This is a genomic window from Pedococcus sp. P2_D7, assembly GCF_056404295.1.
This window is the reverse complement of sequence record NZ_JBFUEH010000003.1, coordinates 249,807-271,657: the sequence shown is the minus strand read 5'-3', so window position 1 is coordinate 271,657 and position 21,851 is coordinate 249,807. Positions and strand designations below refer to the sequence as shown.

The 21,851-nt window shown below is 71.1% G+C and carries 20 protein-coding genes; 11 read left to right on the top strand and 9 right to left on the bottom strand.

Annotation, left to right across the window (positions count from 1 at the left end; all coding sequences use genetic code 11):
• The first annotated feature begins 114 nt into the window (after positions 1 to 114).
• The gene (locus tag AC1DWJ_RS08355; RefSeq protein WP_457254699.1) at positions 115 to 918 is read left to right on the top strand and encodes a hypothetical protein; all 804 of its coding nucleotides are present in this window, start codon (positions 115 to 117) and stop codon (positions 916 to 918) included.
• Positions 919 to 1,182: 264 nt separating this feature from the next.
• Here the strand turns inward: AC1DWJ_RS08355 and AC1DWJ_RS08350 are convergent, their stop codons facing one another.
• Entirely contained in the window at positions 1,183 to 3,435 is a 2,253-nt protein-coding gene (locus AC1DWJ_RS08350; protein WP_477620519.1) for a helicase-associated domain-containing protein, read from the bottom strand.
• A 186-nt stretch (positions 3,436 to 3,621) separates the two neighbouring features.
• Between AC1DWJ_RS08350 and AC1DWJ_RS08345 the strand changes: the two genes are divergently transcribed.
• Together AC1DWJ_RS08345 and AC1DWJ_RS08340 are read left to right on the top strand one after the other, a co-directional pair.
• Positions 3,622 to 4,518 carry a hypothetical protein gene (locus AC1DWJ_RS08345; protein ID WP_477620518.1) on the top strand — a complete coding sequence of 299 codons (897 nt, stop codon included), beginning with the start codon at positions 3,622 to 3,624 and terminating at the stop codon, positions 4,516 to 4,518.
• Positions 4,519 to 4,558: 40 nt separating this feature from the next.
• A complete protein-coding gene (locus AC1DWJ_RS08340) occupies positions 4,559 to 5,488 on the top strand; it encodes an aldose 1-epimerase family protein (RefSeq protein WP_457254695.1) in 930 nt (309 codons plus the stop codon).
• Here the strand turns inward: AC1DWJ_RS08340 and AC1DWJ_RS08335 are convergent.
• Positions 5,481 to 6,830, bottom strand: a complete 1,350-nt coding sequence (locus AC1DWJ_RS08335; RefSeq protein ID WP_477620517.1) for an MFS transporter — start codon at positions 6,828 to 6,830, stop codon at positions 5,481 to 5,483. The two genes, AC1DWJ_RS08340 and AC1DWJ_RS08335, sit on opposite strands and share 8 nt — an antisense overlap.
• 115 nt (positions 6,831 to 6,945) lie before the next feature.
• Between AC1DWJ_RS08335 and AC1DWJ_RS08330 the strand changes: the two genes are divergently transcribed.
• Genes AC1DWJ_RS08330 through AC1DWJ_RS08320 form a run of 3 tightly spaced genes read left to right on the top strand, consistent with a single transcriptional unit; the run spans position 6,946 to position 9,002 of the window.
• Positions 6,946 to 7,341, top strand: a complete 396-nt coding sequence (locus AC1DWJ_RS08330; protein ID WP_056922210.1) for a cold-shock protein — start codon at positions 6,946 to 6,948, stop codon at positions 7,339 to 7,341.
• Positions 7,341 to 8,078, top strand: a complete 738-nt coding sequence (locus AC1DWJ_RS08325) for a DUF3027 domain-containing protein (protein WP_457254692.1) — start codon at positions 7,341 to 7,343, stop codon at positions 8,076 to 8,078. Before AC1DWJ_RS08330 ends, AC1DWJ_RS08325 begins: the two co-directional genes overlap by 1 nt.
• Before the next feature lie 18 nt (positions 8,079 to 8,096).
• The gene (locus AC1DWJ_RS08320) at positions 8,097 to 9,002 is read left to right on the top strand and encodes a helix-turn-helix domain-containing protein (protein ID WP_457254691.1); all 906 of its coding nucleotides are present in this window, start codon (positions 8,097 to 8,099) and stop codon (positions 9,000 to 9,002) included.
• Between the two features lie 249 nt (positions 9,003 to 9,251).
• On the opposite strand, the gene AC1DWJ_RS08315 is transcribed toward AC1DWJ_RS08320, so the two are convergent.
• On the bottom strand, positions 9,252 to 9,518 hold the full coding sequence (locus AC1DWJ_RS08315) for a DUF2530 domain-containing protein (protein WP_457254690.1): 267 nt from the start codon (positions 9,516 to 9,518) through the stop codon (positions 9,252 to 9,254).
• A gap of 54 nt (positions 9,519 to 9,572) precedes the next feature.
• On the opposite strand from AC1DWJ_RS08315, the gene AC1DWJ_RS08310 reads away from it, so the two are divergent.
• From AC1DWJ_RS08310 to AC1DWJ_RS08300, 3 genes are all read left to right on the top strand, one after another.
• Positions 9,573 to 11,084: an NCS2 family permease gene (locus AC1DWJ_RS08310; protein WP_477620516.1), complete on the top strand. Its 1,512-nt coding sequence runs from the start codon at positions 9,573 to 9,575 to the stop codon at positions 11,082 to 11,084.
• A gap of 150 nt (positions 11,085 to 11,234) precedes the next feature.
• Complete coding sequence (locus AC1DWJ_RS08305; protein ID WP_457254688.1) at positions 11,235 to 11,702, top strand: MarR family winged helix-turn-helix transcriptional regulator; 468 nt, start codon at positions 11,235 to 11,237, stop codon at positions 11,700 to 11,702.
• The gene (locus AC1DWJ_RS08300) at positions 11,699 to 12,997 is read left to right on the top strand and encodes an MFS transporter (RefSeq protein WP_477620515.1); all 1,299 of its coding nucleotides are present in this window, start codon (positions 11,699 to 11,701) and stop codon (positions 12,995 to 12,997) included. The genes AC1DWJ_RS08305 and AC1DWJ_RS08300 overlap by 4 nt, the downstream gene beginning before the upstream one ends.
• Positions 12,998 to 13,196: 199 nt before the next feature.
• On the opposite strand, the gene AC1DWJ_RS08295 is transcribed toward AC1DWJ_RS08300, so the two are convergent.
• From AC1DWJ_RS08295 to AC1DWJ_RS08285, 3 genes are all read right to left on the bottom strand, one after another.
• A complete protein-coding gene (locus tag AC1DWJ_RS08295) occupies positions 13,197 to 14,450 on the bottom strand; it encodes a lytic transglycosylase domain-containing protein (protein WP_457254685.1) in 1,254 nt (417 codons plus the stop codon).
• 126 nt (positions 14,451 to 14,576) lie between these two features.
• Positions 14,577 to 15,698, bottom strand: a complete 1,122-nt coding sequence (gene serC / locus AC1DWJ_RS08290; protein WP_457254684.1) for a phosphoserine transaminase — start codon at positions 15,696 to 15,698, stop codon at positions 14,577 to 14,579.
• Positions 15,699 to 15,862: 164 nt separating this feature from the next.
• The gene (locus AC1DWJ_RS08285) at positions 15,863 to 16,960 is read right to left on the bottom strand and encodes a citrate synthase 2 (protein WP_457254682.1); all 1,098 of its coding nucleotides are present in this window, start codon (positions 16,958 to 16,960) and stop codon (positions 15,863 to 15,865) included.
• Positions 16,961 to 17,051: 91 nt separating this feature from the next.
• Between AC1DWJ_RS08285 and AC1DWJ_RS08280 the strand changes: the two genes are divergently transcribed.
• Positions 17,052 to 17,651 carry a pentapeptide repeat-containing protein gene (locus AC1DWJ_RS08280; protein ID WP_477620514.1) on the top strand — a complete coding sequence of 200 codons (600 nt, stop codon included), beginning with the start codon at positions 17,052 to 17,054 and terminating at the stop codon, positions 17,649 to 17,651.
• Positions 17,652 to 17,660: 9 nt separating this feature from the next.
• On the opposite strand, the gene AC1DWJ_RS08275 is transcribed toward AC1DWJ_RS08280, so the two are convergent.
• Positions 17,661 to 18,536: an NYN domain-containing protein gene (locus tag AC1DWJ_RS08275; RefSeq protein WP_477620513.1), complete on the bottom strand. Its 876-nt coding sequence runs from the start codon at positions 18,534 to 18,536 to the stop codon at positions 17,661 to 17,663.
• 59 nt (positions 18,537 to 18,595) lie between these two features.
• Here AC1DWJ_RS08275 and AC1DWJ_RS08270 point away from each other — a divergent pair, with 59 nt between their 5' ends.
• A complete protein-coding gene (locus tag AC1DWJ_RS08270; protein ID WP_477620512.1) occupies positions 18,596 to 19,870 on the top strand; it encodes an MFS transporter in 1,275 nt (424 codons plus the stop codon).
• Here the strand turns inward: AC1DWJ_RS08270 and AC1DWJ_RS08265 are convergent.
• Both AC1DWJ_RS08265 and AC1DWJ_RS08260 read right to left on the bottom strand, forming a co-directional pair.
• On the bottom strand, positions 19,867 to 20,529 hold the full coding sequence (locus tag AC1DWJ_RS08265; protein ID WP_477620511.1) for a response regulator: 663 nt from the start codon (positions 20,527 to 20,529) through the stop codon (positions 19,867 to 19,869). The genes AC1DWJ_RS08270 and AC1DWJ_RS08265 overlap by 4 nt on opposite strands.
• Positions 20,526 to 21,707, bottom strand: a complete 1,182-nt coding sequence (locus AC1DWJ_RS08260; RefSeq protein ID WP_477620510.1) for a sensor histidine kinase — start codon at positions 21,705 to 21,707, stop codon at positions 20,526 to 20,528. Before AC1DWJ_RS08260 ends, AC1DWJ_RS08265 begins: the two co-directional genes overlap by 4 nt.
• Positions 21,708 to 21,851 lie beyond the last annotated feature (144 nt).

The following is a 21,851-nucleotide window of genomic DNA, read 5'->3' as shown; positions in this document are numbered from 1 at the left end:
TCTGCCTAACACGTCCAACGATATGCTTCTAGACGCAAACGCTAGCCAATGTTCACCTATCTATGACAAACTTTCTGAGTGAACTCAGTCAGTTTCATAGGATTGGGAGGACATATGCAGTTGAAGAAGGTGTTGGTCGTCGGAGCGATGGCCTTGGCTCTTGTGGGTAACGGTTCCGCCGCTTGGGGTGCTCCAAGAGGGGATGACGCCCAAGTGGAACGAATTATCGAGGTGAAGACGGGTCAGGTCGGACAGGCTGTCCCACCTTCGGGTCTCGAGCGGGGTGGCCACAAGATCAAGCCCGCCAAGGGCCTCAAGACCTGGGTCCAGACCGAAGGCTCCAACGTCCGCCTCGTAGCAAGGCTGACTGAGGGTCAGTCTTCTGGGGTGTTCGAGGATGTGGTGCCGGAGGACTGGACCATCCACGAGGCTGTGGATGGTGCCTTCGATGTGCGAGACGCGGACGGCCGTGCGACGGGTACCCGCATTCTTGCGCCGTGGGCGGTAGATGCCGTCGGCCGCGCACTGCCGACCCACTTTGAGGTCCGGGGCCAGAGCCTGCGCCAGGTGGTTGACACCACCGACGCGGTCTATCCGGTGGTGATGGACCCGACGGTGACATCCGGGTGGTACTACTTCACCCCGGTGGCCTACATCAAGTTCAACTGGTCCGAAACCTGGAAGCTGAAGGCGTACATCAACGACAACAGGACGCTGGTCGCTGGTCTCATCTGCAACTTCCTGCCCGACCCGATCTCACGGACGACGTGCCAGGCCATCTTCATCCTCGTCCGAGCCGACATCATCAGCACAGTCGACAGCGCCATCGCGCACGGCAAGTGTTACAAGGTGAGAATGCCGACAACCGGCGGTGCCGCCGGCCTGGCTGCCTACGATTCCTACTACGTAACCTGTTGAGAGGGGCGACGTATATGAACTGGCCGTCCGAGCCATGCACCATGGGCAAGGCTCTCAACGTCGCGTGCCTCGAGGCCACGGTCGTCGTCTGCGCATGGCTGGGGTTCTGCATGGTGACGAGCGCGCCGCTCCCGTCGTGGTCGGCAATCGGGTTCTTCGCTGTCGGCTGGTTCGTGGTCACCGCCATCCGGCATCTAATCGTCAGTCGCAAACACCCTTGACCCCATGGGGAGGCCTTTCCACCGGGACGGGGAAGGCCCCCGCTCAGCCCTGGACTGCGCCGGTCACGCGGTGGATCGACAGCGTCCGCGCGGACCCGTCGGCGGTGCCGTGCACCCGGCCGCCTTCCACCCGGTCGGGGTAGAACAGGATCCGCTGGGTGCGACCGTCCGCGTCGGAGTAGCCGATCCAGACCGCCTGCCGGTCCGCGGCCGCGTCGCGCAGCACGGCAAGCGTCGTGGTCGGGTCGGTGCTCGGGAGGCTGGGTCCGGGTCGGCTGGCCACCTGCTCGCGCTGGTATGCCGCCGCCTCCTCGCCGGCCCGCAGCGCACCGACCATCGTCGTCACCAGCTCGTCGTCGACCTTCTGTGCCGTCACCGGGGTGGGGCGGCGCTGGAGCGGCGTGCGGTGGGCCCCGGTGGTGGGCACGATGATGCCGCCGTCGGGAGTCTCGGCGGCCGGCGCGAATCCGTTCTCCCGCAAGAACTCCAGCACTGTGTCGGCCGCGACCGGTGAGACCAGGATCGTCGGCGCGATGCTGCGCAGCTGGAGGGGCGACAGCTCACGGTCGGCAACCATCGCGCCGAGGGTGGCCTCGTCGTCACACCGGATGTAGGCCCGCATGGCTCCGACCCGGGCCTGCCCGTGGCGGCGCGCGACGTCGCGGATGAGGTAGTCGAGGGGCTGCGGGATGGGGGTGTGGCTGGCGTCGCCGAGCGCGCCCAGGACCTGGTCGACCGACCAGCCTGCGTCGAGACCGCGACGCACGGAGTCCGGGTTGAACCGGTAGACGGTCGCCCCGCCCCGCGACTCCACGTCGGCCACCAGCCGCATGAAGGTGGCCAGCCCACCGGCCAACGGACCCGGTGCGATGGCGGTCAGGTCGGCTTGGAGCAGCACGTGTTCCACGGGCTCGGGGAGGTGGGGCTGCATGGCCGCGGCGAGGTCGGCGTCGGACCTGGCGTCGAGCAGTGCCCGGCCGGCGGTCGAGATCGCGCCGCGACCCGTCACCCCCAACCACTCCGCCTCACCCAGGACGGCGGCCACGACCACGTCGAGGCTCGAGGGCACGCGACGCGGCCGGTGCCAGCCGAGGGCGGTCGCCACGCTCGCTCGGTCTGGGGACAGCCCCGGCGCGGCGGCGGCGAGCTGGTCGATGACGTCCTTGCGCAGGCCGCGGGCAGGGGGCCAGTGGGCGTCGGGGCCGAGGGCGTTGACCGTGCCCGAGGCGCCCGCGGGCGTCGTGCCGACGAGGTGGGGGGCGCGGGTGGTGAGCAGCCAGGCCTGGGCGAGCACCGCCCAGCGCTGGTGGCCCGGGTGCTGCTGCCACTCGTCGTAGGCGGGCGTCGGCGCCCACGACGGGTCGAGCGAGCCGTCGTCGGCCAGGAGGCCCGCGGCATACGTGAGCTCGGCGACGAACGCCGCGCGGGCCTCATCGACGTCGAGCACCGACGCCAGCCGCTTGAGGTCGCGGACGGCCAGTCCGCCGGACCGCAGCACGCGCGGCGGACGCAGCCCCCACTCCGCGGCGAGCTCGTCGACCAGCGCGAGGAGGTCGGTGACCTGCTGGCCGGCGGCGGCGTCGACCTCGGAGTCCTGGCGCAACGCTCCCTCGAGAGCCGGCGGCTGCAGTGCCGGCGAGGCGTGGCTACGGCCGTGCCGCAGCGCGAGCGCGACCTCGCGGGGTAGCACGAGCTGGTCGGCCCCGGGCGCGAAGACGAGGTGCTGCTCGAGCAACCAGCGCGCCCCCGTGGCCACCCGGTCGGGAGTCCCCGGGGGCAGCACGGCCAGGGGCGGGCCCCAGGTGAGGCGGTCGAGGATCGCGCGGGCGGCTGGTGGCGCCTCGTCGAGGAGGGCAGCCACGGAGTCCGCCGTCGGCACCTCGACGAAGGTGTCGGCCGCGCGCGGACCGAGTCCGGCGGGGTGGGGGAGGACCTCGGAGACGGTGCGGGCGACCCGCAGGCCCTCGGGGCTGCGCCACAGGAGCGCGAGGGTCCAGAGGTCGTCGAGGACTGGCTCCACCTCGGAGGCCTCGATCCCGAGCAGCGCACCGACCGCCGGGGGCTCGACCGGTGAGGTCGTGGCCAGGGCCGCCTCGAGGACCTGCAGGTGCGCGAGGTCGAGCGAGTCGACCGCCCGCTGGACGCTGGCCCGGGTGCCTGCCCTCGCGGCCAGCGACGACAGATCGGCGGGGGCGGGTCGGGCCAGGTCCTGGCGCCGGCGCAGGAGGTCGGCGAGCTGGTCGTCGGTCCGCTCCCGCACGTCGTCGGCCATCGACCGGGCCGTCGAGGTCGCCACGCCCGACCGGCCGGACCGCGAGGCTGACGACCCAGAGCCCGTCACGGAACCGGTCGGTCGACGGGGAGAGGAGATGGCGGCCACCGCACCACGGTAGTCGCCTCAGCCGGGCGGTCAGACTCTCAGCCATTTCCCATGCCACGCACAGGCTCGTCACCCACACTGGTGGGAACGAGAGGAGGCGCCATGTCGGAGCCCACCGGACCCGCCAAGCCCCGCAGTACCAAGGGGTCGCCGAAGGCGAGCCAGGACCCGTCGGCCGGGGACTCCCAGGCCGCTGACTCGCAGACCACCGAGCCACAGCCCACGAGCGCCATACCGTCCGCCACGCAGCCCCTGCCCGCCGTCTCCGAGGCCGCCCCGGCCGGGCCTCCTGCCGGCACTCCCGCCGGTCCGCCTGCCGGCACTCCCGGTGGTCCGCCGCCCGTCGGCCCTCCCGGTGGTCCGTTCGGACCCGCCACCGGTGGTCCCGGAGGACCGCCCCCGAAGGGCCCCGGTCTCTGGCGCCAGGCGACCTCGACCACTGGCGGCCTGATCGCCGTGGTCGTCGCGGGTGCGCTGGCTGCCCTGCTGGTGCTCGGCGTCGTCGCGACCGTCGGCCTGGTCGCCGTGCGGGCTGCGCACCACGATGGCAACGACCGGATGGAACAGGTCCGCGAGGACGGCCGACAAGGACTTCCGCCTGGCCAGCAGAAGAAGCTCGACCGTCTGCCGAAGGGGCCGCAGGGACCGGAGGTTCCGCGCCGCCAGGGCGACGGGCTCGGTGACGGCCAGGACAACGGGATGGGTGGCATGGGCGGCCTCCTGCGTGGGGCCATGGGCCTGGGCAACGTCCAGCACGGCGAGTTCACCGTCGACCAGGACGGCAAGGCGGTCGTGATGACGGTCCAGCGCGGGACGGTCATCAAGTCCAGTGCCACCTCCGTCACGGTCAAGAGCGACGACGCGTTCACCGCGTCCTACGTCATCGGCACCGACACCCGGACCCGGAACGGCGCTCCGGCCGTGGGTGACTCGGTGCTCGTGGTCGCCGAGAAGACCGGCGCGAAGGCGGTCATCATCGCGGCGACCCGCAAGGGCTGACCGCGGACGGTGCATTGACGGCCGCACTAGCGTGAGCGGCGTGACGACCTCTCCCAGCGGCGAGCAGTGGACCCTTCGGGACGGGCGCCAGGAGGCCACCGTCGTGGAGGTGGGCGGCGGCCTGCGCACCTACCGCGTCGACGGCACCGACGTCGTGGCCGGCTACGCCGACGACGAGGTATGCCGCGCGGGTCGCGGACAGGTGCTCATGCCCTGGCCCAACCGGATCCGCGACGGGAAGTACTCGTTCGAGGGGTCGGACCTCCAGCTCGGCCTCAGCGAGCCCTTGCTGCACAACGCCAGCCACGGCCTGGTGCGCTGGGCCACCTGGCAGCTGCACTGGCACGCCGACGACTGGTCGGCGCTCACCGTGCGCACCCGCCTGCACCCCCAGCCGGGCTGGGACGCGACCCTGGACCTCAGCGTCAACTACGTCCTCGAGCCGCACGGGCTGGTCGTCAGCGTGCACGCGTCGAACGTGGGCGACAGGGCGGCCCCCTTCGGCTTCGGAGCCCACCCCTACGTCGCCCTCGGGGACACCCCGTTGGCGGAGGTCGAGCTCACCATCCCGGCCGGGCTCGAGGTGCTGGTCGACGAGCAGCTGGTCCCGACCGGGACCGCCGCGGTGCGACCCGAGGTCGACTTCCGCACGCGGCGGAAGCTCGGCGCCACGGCCCTCGACACCGCCTTCACCGACCTGACCCGCACCCGGGACGACGGCGGGTGGGAGGTCGTCGTCGGAGGTCTCGGGACGGGCGACGTCTGCGTCTGGGGTGACGGGTCGCTCGACTGGGCGCAGGTCTTCACCGCGAAGGGCAAGGACACCGGGGTCGACGGAGTGCGCGGCATCGCCGTCGAGCCCATGTCGTGCCCCGCCAACGCCTTCAACACCGGGGAGGGCCTGGTCGTGCTCGCACCCGGCGACTCCTGGTCGGCCCGGTGGGGGATCGAGCCGGCCTCGCTCAGCTGAGGCGCGGGTCGGCCAAGGACGGCTCGGTCGTCTCGGACGACTCGGAGGTCGGCACGGCGGTGGGCGTCGACGCCTCGTCCTGAAGCCCGTTGACGAACGGGGTGATCCGGCGCTCCAAGGTCAGCGACAGCACCACCATCACCCCGCAGCCGGCCACGATCATCGCCACGAAACCGGTCGACCACTCGTGGTTGAGCATGAACCCAGCCACCACCGGGCCGAGGATCGTGCCGGCCTGGAACGCGCCGGCGTTGACCGCGTTGTAGCGGCCTCGCAGGTGGTCGGGGGCCATGTCGTTGGTGATCGCCGGGATGGTCGGCTGGAGCAACGTCTCGCCGAGGGCGAACAGCGCGTGGAAGAGCAGCACCCCGGCGGAGGCCGCCACCGTGCCGCTCACGAGTCCGGTGAGGCCCAGCACGATCCAGGCCACCGACCACAGGGCGACCATCACGATCAGCACCCGCGTGCGTCGCTTGCCGCTGATCCGGCGCAGCACGAAGAACTGCAGGCCGACGATCACGGCGGTGTTGACGGCGAAGGCGAACCCGATGACCCCCGTCGAGACGTCGCTGACCTGACGGGCGAACGCAGGGAAGCCGGCCTCCATCTGGCCGTAGCCGATGAACACGCCGAGGAAGGTCATCAGCGTCAGCCACAGCACGGCCGGCTTGCGCAGGATCGCCAGGTAGGAGCCCTCGCCCACCTCCGCGTCCTCCGGCTTCTCGGCCCGGCCGTGCACGTGACGCAGGGGCCCCAGCAGGAGCCCGATCGGCACCAGCATGCTGACCGCGTCGGCCAGGAAGATCACCGTGAACGACGTCGGGTTGTCGACGTCGGCGTAGAGCCCACCGATCACCCCGCCCAACCCGATGCCGAGGTTGACCAGCGCGAAGTTGATGCCGAAGTACTGCTGCCGCGCCTGCCCCGTGACCACGGCCGCGACCAGGGCGTTGAAGGCCGGCCACGAGACCCCGAAGTTGAACCCGAGGAACAGGAACCCGACCGCGACCACCAGCGGCGTGGTGGCGAAGGCCAGCACGACGCAGCCGACGAGCTGCGCGGACGTGCCCCAGAGCAGCATGGTGCGGGCGCCCAGGCGGTCGGTGAGGGCGCCGGCCGGGCCGGTGACCGCCAGCGCGACGACGGCGATGAAGGCCATCAGCAGCCCGGCGAGGTCGAGCGAGATGCCGCGCACCTCGTGCAGGTAGATCACCGTGAAGGGCAGCGTCAGGCCCCTGCCGAGGGTCTGCACCGCGACCGTCGACAGCAGCCAGCGCCCCGCGGGAGGGAGCTCTCCCCAGAACTCACGGATGCTGTGCCCCGACGTCGACTGCTCGCTCACCGGTGAATCCTCCCCCACGCCACCGACAACACTCAAAAGGATTTGGACGCACCCGATAACCTTGCGAGTGCGCATGGGCGCACCACACACTTTTTTCGAGGCAAGAGGAAGTCAAGTGCCTACTGGCAAGGTCAAGTGGTATGACGCGGAGAAGGGCTTCGGCTTCATCTCCGACGACGACGGAAGCGACGTGTTCCTGCACGCGAACGCTCTTCCCGAGGGCGTCGCGACGCTCAAGGGCGGCACCCGCGTGGAGTTCAGCGTGGCCGAGGGCCGTCGCGGCACGCAGGCGCTGCAGGTAACCCTGCTCGAGGCCGCCCCGACCGTCACGGCCGGCAAGCGCGAGGCGTCGCGCAAGTCCCCCGAGGACCTCGCGCCGCTGGTCGAGGACGCCATCAAGCTGCTCGACAACGCGTCCAACTCGCTGCGCCGCGGCCGACGTCCCGAGAAGGACCACGCCACCAAGCTCGCAGCCGTCCTGCGCTTCCTCGCCGACCAGATCGACCCGTGATGGCTGCCTTCAAGGCGGACGCAGTCCTCGCCGCAGCCGTCGACCTCGCCCGCGAGGCCGCCGAGTCGATCGCGGAGCGCGGCACCGTCGGCGACCACCTCGGCATGGAGATGGACGACGAGCGGCTCGCCACCCACTACTTCGCGTGCACCGCGAGCTCCTACCCGGGCTGGCGCTGGGCGATCACCATCGCCCGCGTGCCGCGCGGCAAGGTGGCGACGGTGTGCGAGACCAACCTGGTCCCGGGTGACGGAGCACTGCTCTCGCCCGAGTGGCTCCCGTATGCCGATCGGCTGGCTCCCGGCGACCTCGGCGCGGGCGACGTGCTCCCCTACAAGGAGGACGACCCGCTGCTCGAGCCCGGGTTCGAGGCGACCGGTGACGAGGAGGTCGACGAGCTGGCCGCCTACGAGCTGGGTCTGGGCCGCAAGCGCGTGCTGTCGGCCGAGGGTCGTGAGGCCGCGGCACAGCGGTGGTACGAGGGGGAGAGCGGCCCGCACGCCGATGTCGCCGAGAAGGCTCCTGCGCCCTGTTCGTCGTGCGGCTACTTCCTCCCGATGGCCGGTGCACTTCGCTCTTTTTTCGGCGTGTGCGCCAACGCCTGGTCACCTTCCGACGGTCGCGTCGTAAGTCTTGACCACGGCTGCGGCGCCCACTCCGAGGTCGACGCCGAGCCCGCCGAGCCGATGTCGGTCGGGCAGCCCATCGTGGACGAGATCGCCTACGACCTCGTCTGACGGGCAGAGCTGAGCCAGGTGCCTCCGCCCAAGGGAGATCGAGAGCGCGGAATCGCGCTGCCGCGCGACTGGAGCTCGATCCGGGAGCTGCGGCAGGCGAGGGGCATCTCGCAGTCGCGACTGGCCGAGCAGTCCGGTGTCAGCGAGCGGACCGTCCGAGCCATCGAAGGCGGCGCCGTGGGTCGCCCCCAGCACGAGTCGCTGCGCCGCATCGCCACCGTGCTCGCCTACGGCGAGACCCACCGCGCCCGCCTGGTGGAACGGTGGACGGGGAGCGCTGCCCAGATCACCCCAGACGCTATCGGCATCCCCGACTGGGAGGTGCTCTACCGACGGATGGGCACTCGCACGCCGCAGGACGGCGGCCAGATGTCGACGGCGATCTGCCACCTCACCGTCGGGGCGAACCGCCTGCCACAGCTCCTTCGCTACGTGCACGCCCACGAGCCGATGAGCGCATCGGGTCCGCCCGTGGTCTGGAAGCTCACCAGTGGGCTGCCCTTCGACCTCTCCACGGTCCGGTTCGAGGTGGTGACCGGCGGCGTCCTGGACGACTTCTTCGTCCACGGCGACATGGCCGCGCTGGCCATCCGCCCCGATCCGCGCCAGGCCCAGACGGGACCCTTCGTGGTGGAGTACTCGGTCGACTTCAGCGGCGTCGAGCCGGTCGGCGACGTCGTGGAGCGTGAGTGGATGTTCGCCTCGACCTCACCGCTGCAGCTCGGGGCCATGATCGTGCGGTTCATGGGGCGGGTGCCGGAGCGGCTGTGGTCGATGCGGGGGACGTCGGCCACCACCGCGGAGCGGCAGGGGCGGATCCAGGTCGACCCCGACGGGAGTGTCCAGGTCTGCTTCCAGGACCTGGTGGGCGTCTTCGGCATGCAGTGGGAGTGGGGCGACGAGACCCCGGCAGAGCGGCAGTAATCCCGGCAGAAACGCGTCCAGGGCTCCACACGGACGGCTCGGTGGGGGCACTCTGGTCCCGGCCTGCTCCTCAGGGGCGGTCCTGCCGGTGACCGTGTGTCTGCCGGTGAGGGACCGCGCCGGACGAACGGCTGCAGGGGGGATGTAGGAGGGGCTGGTTGGCACGGTGACCACGCAGCCGGTGGCCGTGCCAACCAGCGCTGCTCCGCGCGCCGACGCCAGTGCGGCCGGGGGCCCGCGAGGGTGGTGCTACTGGGCGCCGGCGGCGTTGCCGCGACCGCGGCGCACGTACGAGAACCCGATCAGGCCCAGCGCGATGCCGGCGACCGGGACCCAGGGCCACCAGTCGCGCTCGCCCTCGTGCAGTGACGGGACGGCGAGGATGACGGCCAGCGCCACGACCCAGGCGAGCTCGCCCCAGAGCACGACGCGGGCAGTGCTGACGGCGAGCGGCTCCAGCTCGGCCTCAGGCTCCCCCTCCGTGCCCGGTCGGGCCCGACCCTGCGACTCGCTCATGCGGGCAGCGTAGCCTTCACGATTCGGAAACACGCAGGCCCTACCCTGCTGCTCATGGCCAAGCCCTCATCCCCGCCCAAGGCGGCGCAACGTCCCTCCCCGGCCAGGTCCGGTGGACTCGACGGCTTCTTCCGGATCACCGAGCGTGGCTCGACCCTCAGCCGTGAGGTCCGCGGTGGGTTGGTCACCTTCTTCACGATGGCGTACATCGTGGTCCTCAACCCGCTGATCATCGGCACCCAGCAGGACGGGGTCGGCCAGTTCCTGGGCGGTGGTGACATCGTCAAGGCGCAGACCCTCGTCGCGGCGGGCACGGCCCTCGTCGCCGGGGTGATGACCCTGCTCATGGGCATCGTCGCGAACTACCCACTCGCGCTCGCGACCGGCCTCGGCCTCAACGCCTTCGTCACCTTCGGCATCGCCAAGCTGCCCGAGATGACCTGGGCCGACGCCATGGGCCTGATCGTCATCGAGGGTGTGATCATCCTCGTGCTCGTGCTGACCGGGTTCCGGCAGGCCGTGTTCAGGGCGATCCCCGGCCAGCTGAAGACCGCGATCTCGGTGGGCATCGGCCTGTTCATCACGATCATCGGCCTGGTCGACGCCGGTTTCGTGCGTCGCACCGGCACCGGCCCCGTCCCGGTGGAGCTCGGCATCGGCGGCACGCTCAACGGCTGGCCGCTGCTCGTCTTCGTCCTCGGGTTCCTGGCGATCGTCATCATGATGGTCCGCAAGGTGAAGGCCGCCATCCTCTACGGCATCCTCGGTGGCACCGTCCTGGCGATCATCGTCGAGGCGATCGGCAACATCGGCGGCCAGTTCGACGCCACCGGCAAGTTCGTCAACCCGGCCGGCTGGGGCCTCAACGTGCCCGCGCTGCCTGACCAGGTCGTCGACGTCCCCGACTTCTCCCTCATCGGCAACTTCAACCTGCTCGGGTCCTTCGACAAGCTCGGCTTCGTCGCGGCGCTGCTGCTGGTCTTCACCCTCCTGCTCGCCGACTTCTTCGACACGATGGGCACGATGGTCGCGGTCGGCGCCGAGGGCAACCTGCTCGACGAGCACGGCAACCCCCCGAACTCCGACAAGATCCTGCTCGTCGACTCGGTCGCCGCGATCGCCGGTGGCGCGGGGTCCGTCTCGTCGAACACGTCCTACATCGAGTCGGCTGCCGGTGTCGGCGAGGGCGCCCGCACCGGTCTCGCGTCGGTCGTGACCGGCGTGATGTTCCTGTTCGCCACGTTCCTCGCCCCGCTGGTCAAGGTGGTCCCCTACGAGGCCGCCACCCCGGCGCTCGTGGTCGTCGGTTTCCTCATGATGCAGCAGGTCAAGGGCATCGACTGGGACGACCTCGACATCGCGGTGCCGGCGTTCCTGACGATCGTCCTCATGCCGTTCACCTACTCCATCACCGTGGGCATCGGCGCCGGCTTCGTCATGTACACCCTGATCAAGGTGGTGCGCGGCAAGGCCTCGGTGATCCACCCGCTGCTGTGGACCGTGTCGGCCCTGTTCCTCCTCTACTTCGCGATCACCCCGATCAAGGAGGTCCTCGGCGTGGGCTGACCCCCAGCCCCGCCCAGACCCGCAACGCAGGTATGCCGCGTGGCCCCGTGAGGGGGCCACGCGGCATACCTGTCTCTGGTGGTGCGCCCGTGGACCAGAAATACTTAGCACAGGTAATGAGTTATGCTAAGTATCGACAAGGAGAGAACCATGACCCCACCCCCCGCACGCGCGCGCCGCGCTGCTGACGCTGGTCTCTCGCCCTCCGCCGTCTTCGCCCTCGCCGGTGAGCTGCGACTTGCCTGCATGCGCATCAGCCGCCGGGTGCGGTTCGAGAGCACGCATGTTGTTGCGCCGCACCAGTTCTCGGTGCTCTGCCGCCTCGAGGAGGCGCCGCGCACCCCGAGCGAGCTCGCGGAGATCGAGAAGGTGAGCGCGCCCAGCATGACCCGCACCGTTGCCGCCCTGGTCGAGCGCGGGCTCGTCGAGCGCACCGCTGACCCCGCCGACCGCCGCCAGGTGTTCCTGTCGCTCAGTCGCGAGGCGACCACCCTGCTCAAGGACATCCGCCGCAAGCGCGACGCCTGGATGTCCGTCCGCGTCGGTCGTCTCACCGCCGAGGACCAGGACATCCTGCGCCAGGCCTCGGCCATCCTCACCCGGGTGGCCAACGAGTGAGCCCGACCTTCTCCTCGCTCGACGTCCGCAACTACCGCATCTACGCCGCTGGTGCGTTCATCTCCAACATCGGCACGTGGATGGGCCGGGTCGCCCAGGACTGGCTGGTGCTCACCGAGCTGACCAACCACTCGTCCTCAGCACTGGGCATCGTGACCGGGCTTCAGTTCCTGCCGTTCCTGCTGCTCGCCCCGTGGGCCGGCATGATCGCCGACCGCTACCCCAAGCGTCGGATCCTGGCGATCACCCAGACCTCTCTCGCACTGTCGTCGCTGGCCCTCGGCCTGCTGGTCGTCAGCGGCGCCGCCGAGCTCTGGATGGTCTACGGCATCGCGCTGTTCACCGGCGTCGCCACTGCCGTCGACAACCCGGCCCGCCAGACCTTCGTCTCCGAGATGGTGCCCCGCGACCGCCTCGCCAACGCCGTGTCGCTCAACAGCGCGTCGTTCAACGCCGGCCGACTGGTCGGCCCCGGCGTGGCAGGACTGACCATCGCGGCGTTCAGCACCGGCTGGACCCTGATGCTCAACACGCTGACCTTCGTGGCGGTGCTGCTCGCGCTCGCGTCGATGCGGCGCAGCGAGCTGCGGCCCGCCCCCGCCCTGGCCCGCGGCAAGGGCGCCATCCGGGAGGGCGTCGCCTACGTCCGCAGTCGCCCCGACATCCAGCTCGTCATGGTGCTGGTCTTCGTGCTCGGCACGTTCGGCATGAACTTCCAGATCACCACCGCGCTGATGGCCACCAAGGAGTTCGGCAAGGGCCCCGAGGAGTACGGCCTGCTCGGCTCGGTGATGGCGATCGGGTCGCTCACCGCCGCGCTGCTGTCCGCCCGCCGGGCCAAGCCGCGGCTGCGGATCCTGCTCGTCGCGCTGGTCGGCTTCACCATCTCGAGCGGGCTGGCCGCGATGGCGCCCAGCTACGCGCTCTTCGCCCTGGCCCTGGTGCCGGTGGGCCTGTCCGCGCTCACCGCGCTGACGACCGCGAACGCCATGGTCCAGCTCAGCGTCGACCCGGCGATGCGAGGTCGGGTGATGGCGCTCTACATGGCGATCTTCATGGGCGGCACCCCGCTCGGCGCGCCCCTCATCGGCTGGATCGGCGACGTCTGGGGTCCGCGCTGGACGATCGGCATCGGCACCATCGCGATCGGGATCACCCTGGTGGTGGTGTCGGTCTGGATGGCCAGGCACGAGAATGTGCAGGTGACCTACGAGTCCCAGCGTCGCCCGCGCATCCGGATCCGCACCCTCCCGCAGCCCGAGGTCTCGGAGCCGGTGCCCGAGGCGGCTCGGTGACGCCGGTCTTCCGGCGCCGCGTGACGATCGCGGTGCTCGTCATCGTCGTCGCCGCCGCGGTGGTCGCCAGCTTCCTGCGCTGACCCGTCGCCCTCTCATGCAAAAGGCGAGTTAGCGCCGCCCACCCCGGCGCTAACTCGCCTTTTGCATGAGATAGCGACGCGCGGGTGGCCCGGGGGCGGGGGTCAGGGGTAACGGGTTACTGGTGCAGGGTGCAGGTGATGACGATGCCCAGGGCGTTGAGGCCCGGGTCGTAGCCGGCGGGGCACTTGCCGCCGACCGGCAGCACCGTCAACGGCAGGGGCGGTGTGGTCGGGGTCGGCGTCGTGCTGCTCGGCGTGGGTGTGGGTGTCGGGGTCGGCGTGGGGGTGCTCCCCGTGATGCCACCGACGACGCCACCCACGATCCCGCCCACCACGCCGGTGCCGGAGCCGCCACTGGTCGCCGAGGGCGTGGGCGTCGGGCTGGACGAACCACCCGTGCCGCCGCTGGTCCCGCCACTGCCGGGCTTCGCGGCCGATCCGCCGGGCTTGGACGACGACCCCGCAGCGGGCTGGGAGGCCTGCACCGGGTCGTAGCTCGCCATCGGCCGCGGCTCGCCGGACGGGAGGTACGGGGAGCCGTTGCGCTGCGACTCGCTGAGGTCGGAGCCGGGTACGACGGTGTAGCCACCGCGGTAGCCGGCGGCGATCGCCAGCACCTGGTCGGCGTAGGCGTCGCTGTGGTTGTAGCGAAGCACGGCCGAACGCGCTCCGGAGTCGGTGCTGAGGTCGCCGGGGCCGGAGCAGAGGTAGACGGCGGTGGCCGTCGCGGCGTCGGCGATGTTCTGCGGGTCCTTGCGGCCGTCACCGTTGGCGTCCACGCCGACCACGCGCCAGGTGCCGGGGATGAACTGCATCGGCCCGACGGCGCGGTCCCACGTGACGTCGCGGTCGTACGCGCCGCCGTCGGTGTCGTGGATGGTCGCGGTGTTGTTGCTGCCGTTCAGGGGTATGCCGTAGATGCCGGGGCGGACCGTACCGTCCCGGTCGATGCCGTTCCCGCCGTAGCGCCCGTGGTTGGACTCGACCTTGCCGATGGCGGCGATCAGCGCCCAGTCGATGCGGCACTCCGCGTCGGCGGCGTCCACGATGGTGGCGGCCCGGCGGTAGGCGGCGAGGGCGGCGGCGGGAATGCCGTTGGCGCTCATCGACGAGGGCAGCCCCGCAGGCTCGTAGAGCGGCGTGGGGCCGGCCTCGGCCGGGGCCGGGAGCTCGGGCAGCGACGGCAGCACGGGCGCTTCGAGCCGGTTTAGCGCGGTGTCGGGCACGGTGACCAGCGGCGACGAGTCGGCGACGATGTCGGTCGCCGGGTTGCCACCGGTCGCGGCGAGGGCGATCCCGCCCGCGACGAGGACGATTGCCGGCACGGCTCCGGCGGCAGTCCGCCATGGCAGTCGCATCGTGCGTGTCATCGTCCGGCTCCTCGACGTCGCTGTCTCGACCGTGGGGTGTCCACCAGGGTCACATGAGGGTCAACGAGTGGTTCGGCTCGAGGTTACGCGTCGAGGTGCTGCTCACACCGGAAAATGAGCAGGAAATCAGCCCACAACGTGCTCAATGCACGCAATCAGGGCCGACACGTCCTCGGGATCCACGGCGGGGAAGGTCGCCACCCGGAGCTGGTTGCGCCCCAGCTTGCGGTAGGGCTCGACGTCGACCACGCCGTGGGCCCGCAGCGTCTTGGCGATGGCGCTCGCGTCCACCTCGTCGGCGAAGTCGATGGTGGCCACCACCTGCGAGCGCGCGGCCGGGTCCGCCACGTACGGCGTCGTGTAGGCGCTGCGCTCGGCCCAGTCGTACAGGCGTCCGCTGGAGTCGGCGGTGCGCTTCACGGCCCAGTCGAGTCCGCCCTGGCCGTTGATCCAGTCCACCTGGCTGCGCAGCAGCGCGAGGGTGCCGAGGGCGGGCGTGTTGTAGGTCTGGTTGAGGCGGCTGTTGGTCACGGCCGTCGGCAGGCTGAAGAAGTCGGGCACCCAGCGACCCGATGCGGCGATCTCGTCGACCCGGGCGAGCGCTGCGGGGGAGAAGGCTGCGAGCCACAGGCCACCGTCGGCCGCGAAGCACTTCTGCGGGCCGAAGTAGTAGACGTCCGACTCGGCGACGTCGACCGGCAGCCCACCTGCGCCCGAGGTCGCGTCGACCAGCACGAGGGCGCCGTCGTCGGCCCCCTCGACGCGCGTGACCGGAGCCATCACGCCGGTGGAGGTCTCGTTGTGCGGCCAGGCGTAGACGTCGACTCCGGCCTCGGCGCGCGGGGCGGCCAGCGTGCCCGGGTCGGCCTTGATGACCGTGGAGTCGCCGAGGAAGGGCGCGTTCTGCGTCACCGACGCGAACTTCGAGGAGAACTCGCCGAAGGCCAGGTGCTGGGCGCGCTCGCGCACCAGCCCGAACGCGGCGATGTCCCAGAAGGCCGTCGAGCCACCGTTGCCGAGGATGATCTCGTAGCCCTCGGGCAGGCTGAACAGCTCCGACAGGCCCTCCCGGACCGCGCCGACGAGGTTCTTCACCGGGGCCTGGCGGTGCGAGGTGCCGAGCAAGGTGGTCCCCAGGCTGGCGAGGTAGTCGACCTGCTCGGGTCGCACCTTGGAGGGCCCGGAGCCGAACCGGCCGTCCTTGGGCAGCAGGTCGGCGGGGATCGTGGGCGTCGCAGTCTCGGTCACGCGGTCAGTCTCTCACCCCGTCCCGAGGCGTGGGACGTGAGGTCCACCACCCGGGACGCAGCACGGCGGATGCCCTCCGTTCGAGGTATTCGGCGACCAGATCCCGGTAGCGAAATACCTCGAACCGGGGCTGGGGGCCGGGGCTGGGGGCTGGGGGCCGGGGCTCAGCCCTGGTAGCCCTTGACGGCGTCGAGCCCGCGCGGGCCCTCGCCGATGTAGCGCGCGGACGGACGGATGAGGCGGCCGGTCTTCTTCTGCTCGAGGATGTGCGCCGACCAGCCGGCGGTGCGCGCCGACACGAACAGCGGCGTCATCATGTCGCCGGGGACGTCGGCGAAGTCGAGCAGCACGGCGGCCCAGTAGTCGACGTTCGTCTCCAGGACGCGGTCGGGCTGGCGCTCGCGCAGCTCGGTGAGCGCAGCCTGCTCGAGCTCGAGGGCCACCTCGTAGCGCGGGGCTCCGAGTCGCTTGCAGGTGTCGCGCAGGACGGCCGCCCGCGGGTCGTAGGCGCGGTAGACGCGGTGGCCGAAGCCCATCAGGCGCTCGCCGCGGTCGAGGACGTCCTTGACGTAGGCCCGGGCGTCGCCGGTGCGCTCGACGCCCTCGATCATGTGCTGCGCGCGGGAGGGGGCGCCACCGTGGAGCGGGCCGGACAGGGCGCCGATCGCGCCCGACAGGCAGGCAGCCACATCGGCACCCGTCGAGGCGATCACCCGGGCGGTGAAGGTCGAGGCGTTCATGCCGTGCTCGGCCGCGGAGGTGAAGTAGGAGTCGATCGCCTCGACGTGCTTGGGATCGGGCTCGCCGCGCCAGCGGATCATGAAGCGCTCGACGATCGTGCGGCCCTCGTCGACGCGGGCCTGGGGCACCATCGGGCTGTGCTGGCCGTGGGCCGACTGCGCGATGAAGGACAGGATCATCACCGACGCGCGGGCCAGGTCGTCCCGGGCCTGCTCGGGGGAGATGTCCAGCAGGGGCTGGAAGCCCCAGAGCGGCGCGAGCTGGGCGATCGCGGACTGGGCGTCGACGCGGATGTCGCCGGTGTGCACGGGCAGCGGGAACGGCTCGGCCGGGGGGAGGCCGGGGTCGAACTCGTTGTCGACCAGCAGTCCCCAGACCTGCCCGAAGCTGACCTTGCCGACGAGGTCCTTGAGGTCGACGCCGCGGTAGCGCAGCGAACCGCCTTCCTTGTCGGGTTCGGCGATCTCTGACTCGAAGGCGATGACGCCCTCGAGGCCCGGCTTGAAGTCGCTGTCGGACATCGGTGTCCTCTCGGCATTCTGGTGTCGGTGGGGGCAGCCCGGTGGGGCGCCCACATTCCTACTGGCGGGTTCATTCTGCACTGTCTGCCCGATGGGCCACTATGGGCCGATGCTCAAGGCCGAGACGGACTACGACGGAGAGGTCTTCACCGACGACCTCAGCGGCTCCTCGGCGGGCGGTGCGCGGTTCCTCGAGTGCACCTTCCAGCGGTGTGACCTCAGCGAGCTGCGCGCCCCTCGCGCGCGGTTCTCCGAGACCAGCCTGTATGCCGTGCACGGAGCAGGCCTCGACCTCGCCGAGTCGACGTGGGCCGACTGCCTCGTGCAGGGTGCGCGGCTTGGGGCGGTGGCGTTCCACGGGTCGGAGCTGGCCCGGGTGCGGTTCGAGGGGTGCAAGGTCGAGTTCCTCAACCTGAGGGGTGCGACGCTGCTCGACGTCGAGTTCGTCGACTGCCAGCTGGTGGAGGCCGACTTCGGCGAGGCCACGCTGACGAGGGTGTCGTTCGAGGGGTGCCGGCTGGTCTCACCCGACTTCACCAAGGGCACCTTCAAGGACGTCGACCTCACCGGCGCCGACCTCGCGGGGCCGCGCGGGGTGGCGGGGCTGCGTGGGGCCACGGTGTCCGCGCTCCAGCTGATCGACCTCGGCCCGGCGCTGGCCCACGAGCTCGGTCTCAAGGTCGCCGAATGACCGAACGCGCTAGGCCTTGCGGGCCTGGCGCTTGTCGCGCACCGACATGGTGTTGCCGACGGTGCGGACCTCGAACAGCTCGGTGGCCTTGAGCAGCTTGCTCAGGGACGCATAGCCGTGGTTGCGGGAGTCGAAGGACGACTGGTTCGAGATGCTGTTGCCGACCGCGCCGACGCTCGCCCAGCCGTCGTCGTCGGCGGCGCGGGAGACGGCGTTGCGCAGCAGCCGCACGAGTCCGTTGTCCTGGCGCAGCTCCGCCGTGGTCCGGCGGGCCGGGCTGGGCTCCGCCTTGGGAGCAGCCTTCGCCGCATCCTTGGTGGCGCCCTTCTTGGCCACCGCCCGGGCGGCGGTGGCCTTCTTGGTGCGTCCGCCGGCCGCGGGCTCGGTCGGGGCGTCTGCAGTCTGGGAGGGGGCGTCGGGCGACACGGAGGTGTCAGCGACCTCGTCGGGTTCGGCCAGCTGGTCGAGGAAGAGGAACTTCGTGCAGGCCGAGCGGAACGGCTCAGGCGTCTTGCGCTCGCCGAACCCGTAGACGGCAGCACCCTTCTCGCGCAGGTGCATCACCAGCGGCGTGAAGTCGGCGTCGGACGAGACGATCCCGAACGCGTCAGGGTGGTCGTTGTAGAGCAGGGCCATCGCGTCGACGACCATCGCCATGTCGCTGGCGTTCTTGCCGCGGCTGTAGTCGTACTGCTGCACCGGCCGGATAGCCCGCGGGTGCAGGACGTCGGCCCACGGTCGCAGCCCTGCCTTGGTCCAGTTGCCGTACGCGCGTCGGATGCTGGTCTCGCCGTAGGCGCTGAGCTCGTTGAGGATCAGGTCGATCTTCGTGGCTGAGGAGTTGTCGGCGTCGATGAGCAAGGCGATCCGGGCGCGGGGGTCCATGGACCCGACGCTACGGCACCCGGCGGCGCGGTCGTGACGACGCGGCATACAGTCGCTTCGTGCCGTTGCTCCTCGACCTGACTCCCTTGCGGGACAACGCGCCGTACCGGCGACTGTATGCCGGGTTCACCCTCTCGAACGTCGGCTCGCAGATGGCCGTGGTCGCGATCGGGTTGCAGGTCTACGAGATCACCCGCTCCACGGCGGCGGTCGGCCTCGTCGGGCTGTGCGCCCTGGTGCCGCTGGTCTTCATGGGTCTGTACGGCGGCACGCTCGTCGACCACTTCGACCGACGCAAGGTCGGGCTGATCGGGCAGGCCGTCGGCTTCGGGTCCAGCCTCCTGTGTGCCCTGCAGGCCTGGCTGGGCAACACCCACGTCTGGGTGCTCTATGCGTTGGTCGGGTTGTGGAACGGGGCCTTCGCGGTCTCGTCGGCGGCCCGGTCGTCGATCTACCCGCGCATCCTCGAGCGCGACCTGCTCCCCGCGGCGAACGCGTTGTCGGTGTTCGCGATGAGCGCGTCGATGACCGTCGGGCCGCTGCTGGCCGGCGTCCTCGTCGACTGGGGCGGTTTCAAGGCCGCCTACACCGCGGACGCCCTCATCACGACCGCCGCCCTGTGGGGCCTGGCGAGGCTGCCGTCCCTGCCGCCGGAGCCCGAGGAGGGCGCCGCTCCCACCCGTCCGGGGCTGCGCTCGGTGCTCGACGGGTTCGCGTTCCTGACGACGCGACCCAACGTGCGCATGACCTTCGTCGCCGACATCTGCGCCATGCTGCTGGCCCAGCCGCGGGTGCTGTTCCCTGCGGCGGGTGCGCTGATCTTCGGTGGCGGGGCCAAGACGGTCGGCGCGCTGTCGGCCGCCGCTGCCGTCGGCGGGATCCTGGCGATGTTCTTCTCCGGTCAGCTCGGCCACGTGCGACGGCAGGGCCTCGCGATCCTCGTGTCGATCGTGGGCTGGGGGTTCGCGATCGCCGGGTTCGGTGCCGCGATGCTCGCCGCGGGTGGGATGCTGTCGCGGGGTGCGGCGCTGTGGCTGGGGCTGGTGGCGATGGCCGTCGCCGGGGCGTCCGACTCGGTCAGTGCCGTCTTCCGCACCACGATCCTGCAGGCGGCCACCCCCGACCACCTGCGCGGGCGGCTGCAGGGCGTGTTCATCGTCGTCGTGGCGGGTGGGCCCAGGCTCGGCGAGATGGCCGGCGGCTTCCTCGCCAACGGCATCGGGGAGGCGCGCACCGCCGTGGTCGGTGGGTTCGCCTGCGTCCTGGCGATCGTCGTGCTCGCCCGGCTCCAACCGGGTTTCGTGCGTTACGACTCGCGCCACCCCACGCCCTAGCCGGGGCTCCCCGGCGCGACCAGGCCGAGCTCGTAGGCCGCCACGACCGCCTGCACCCGGTCGCGCAGCCCGAGCTTCATCAGCACATTGGAGACGTGCGTCTTGACGGTGGCCTCGCCGAGGTAGAGGTCGGCGGCGATCTCGGCGTTCGACAACCCGCGCGCGATCAGGGTCAGGACGTCACGTTCCCGCTCGGTGAGGGCGTCGAGGGCGGTGGACCGCACGGTCCGCGGCGTCGGGGCGCCGGCGAACCGCTCGATCACCCGCAGTGTCACCGACGGGTCGAGCAGCCCACCGCCCGAGGCGACCGTCCGCACGGCAGCCACCAGCTGCTCGGGCGGAGACACCTTGAGCAGGAAACCGCTGACACCCGAACGCAGCGCCCCCTCGACGTACTCGTCCTCGCCGAACGTCGTCAGGATGACCACGCGGGTCTGCGGCCGGGCGGCCATGACCCGCCGAGCCGCCTCGATCCCGTCGACCCTCGGCATGCGCACGTCCATCAGGACCACGTCGGGGGTGAGCTCGAGCGTGGCGGCCTCCGCACCCTCGCCGTCCCCGATCTCGCCGACGACCTCGATGTCGGGCTCCGCGCTCAACACCATGCGCAGCCCGACGCGCACCATCGCCTCGTCGTCCACCAACAGCACCCGGATCACGCCCAATCCCTCCGGATCGGCAGGCACACGTCGACCTCGAAACCTCCACCTGGCACCGGACCGACCGTCAGGCTTCCCCCGAGCATGTCGACCCGCTCCCTCATCCCGACCAGGCCGTGGCCCCCTCGCGCGGTGGGGTCGGTGTCCGGGCCGTCGGGGTGTCCCGTCCCGGGTCCGTCATCGGTGACGGTGAGGCGAACCACGCTGTCCTCGTTGATGACTCGCACGCACGCCTTGGCTCCGGGGGCGTGTCGGAGCACGTTGCTCATCGCCTCCTGCACGATCCGGTATGCCGCGGTGTCCAGTGCCTTGGGCAGCCCCTCCAGCGAGCCCCGCACCTCGAGCGAGACGGCCAGTCCGGTGGCGCGCACGTCCGCCACCAGGTCCTCCAGCCGGGCCAGCGACGGGGGAGGAGCGCCGTCGACGGCGTCGCCCCTCTCGCGGAGCAGGCCCACGGTGGCGCGGAGCTCCTCGACCGACTGGCGACCCAGGCGTTCGAGCCCCAGCAGCACGTCGCGCTCGGCCGGGTGGTCGACCAGCACCGCATCGAGCTGCCGGCGCAGCCCGCCGAGCTGCAACGTCATGACGCTGACCGAGTGCGCCACCGAGTCGTGCACCTCCCGAGCGATCCGCGCCCGCTCCTCGACCACCGCCGCGCGGGCCGTGGCCTCGCGCCGGGCGTCGAGCTCGGTGGCGAGCGCGATGACCTGGCGGCTGCGCTCGCGCTCCCTCCGCACGAGGGTGCCGACCCACCAGGCCGGCACGAAGACCGCGGGGAAGAAGACGGTGTCCCAGCTCAGGCCGTTGCGCAGGCCCTCGGTCGCGATGAACACGCCGACCGAGGCGACGACCGCCATCCGCGACGTCCGCGGAGCAGCCGCGAAGCCGGCATACGCGGTGGCCACGAGCGACGCGATGAGCCCGGCGCCGCCCGGCCCGGGGGCACCCAGCAGGGTGGACACGGGGTAGAAGCAGGCGACCACGAACGCGCCGGCCACGGGCCACCGCACCGCCACGGCGAAGCCGGCGGCGATCACGGCGGAGGCGACCGCGAGCACCCCGAAGTGGGGTCGGAACTCGGGATCGGACCACGCCTCCACCAGACCGAGCAGGCCGAGCGCCACGGCCGCGACGGCGGGCACCACGCGGTGGTCGCGCAGGGCCGTGGCTCGAGACATGGCGAAAACAGTAAGGCGCTCGCCCAGCACGCGTATCCCACTTGAGGGGGACCGGCCGCCGGATTTCCTCCGCCTCACGGGGGAGGACAGGTCGGTGCCCCTCGACGGATCTGCAATGAGGTGCCCGGCCCCGAGGGTTGGGGC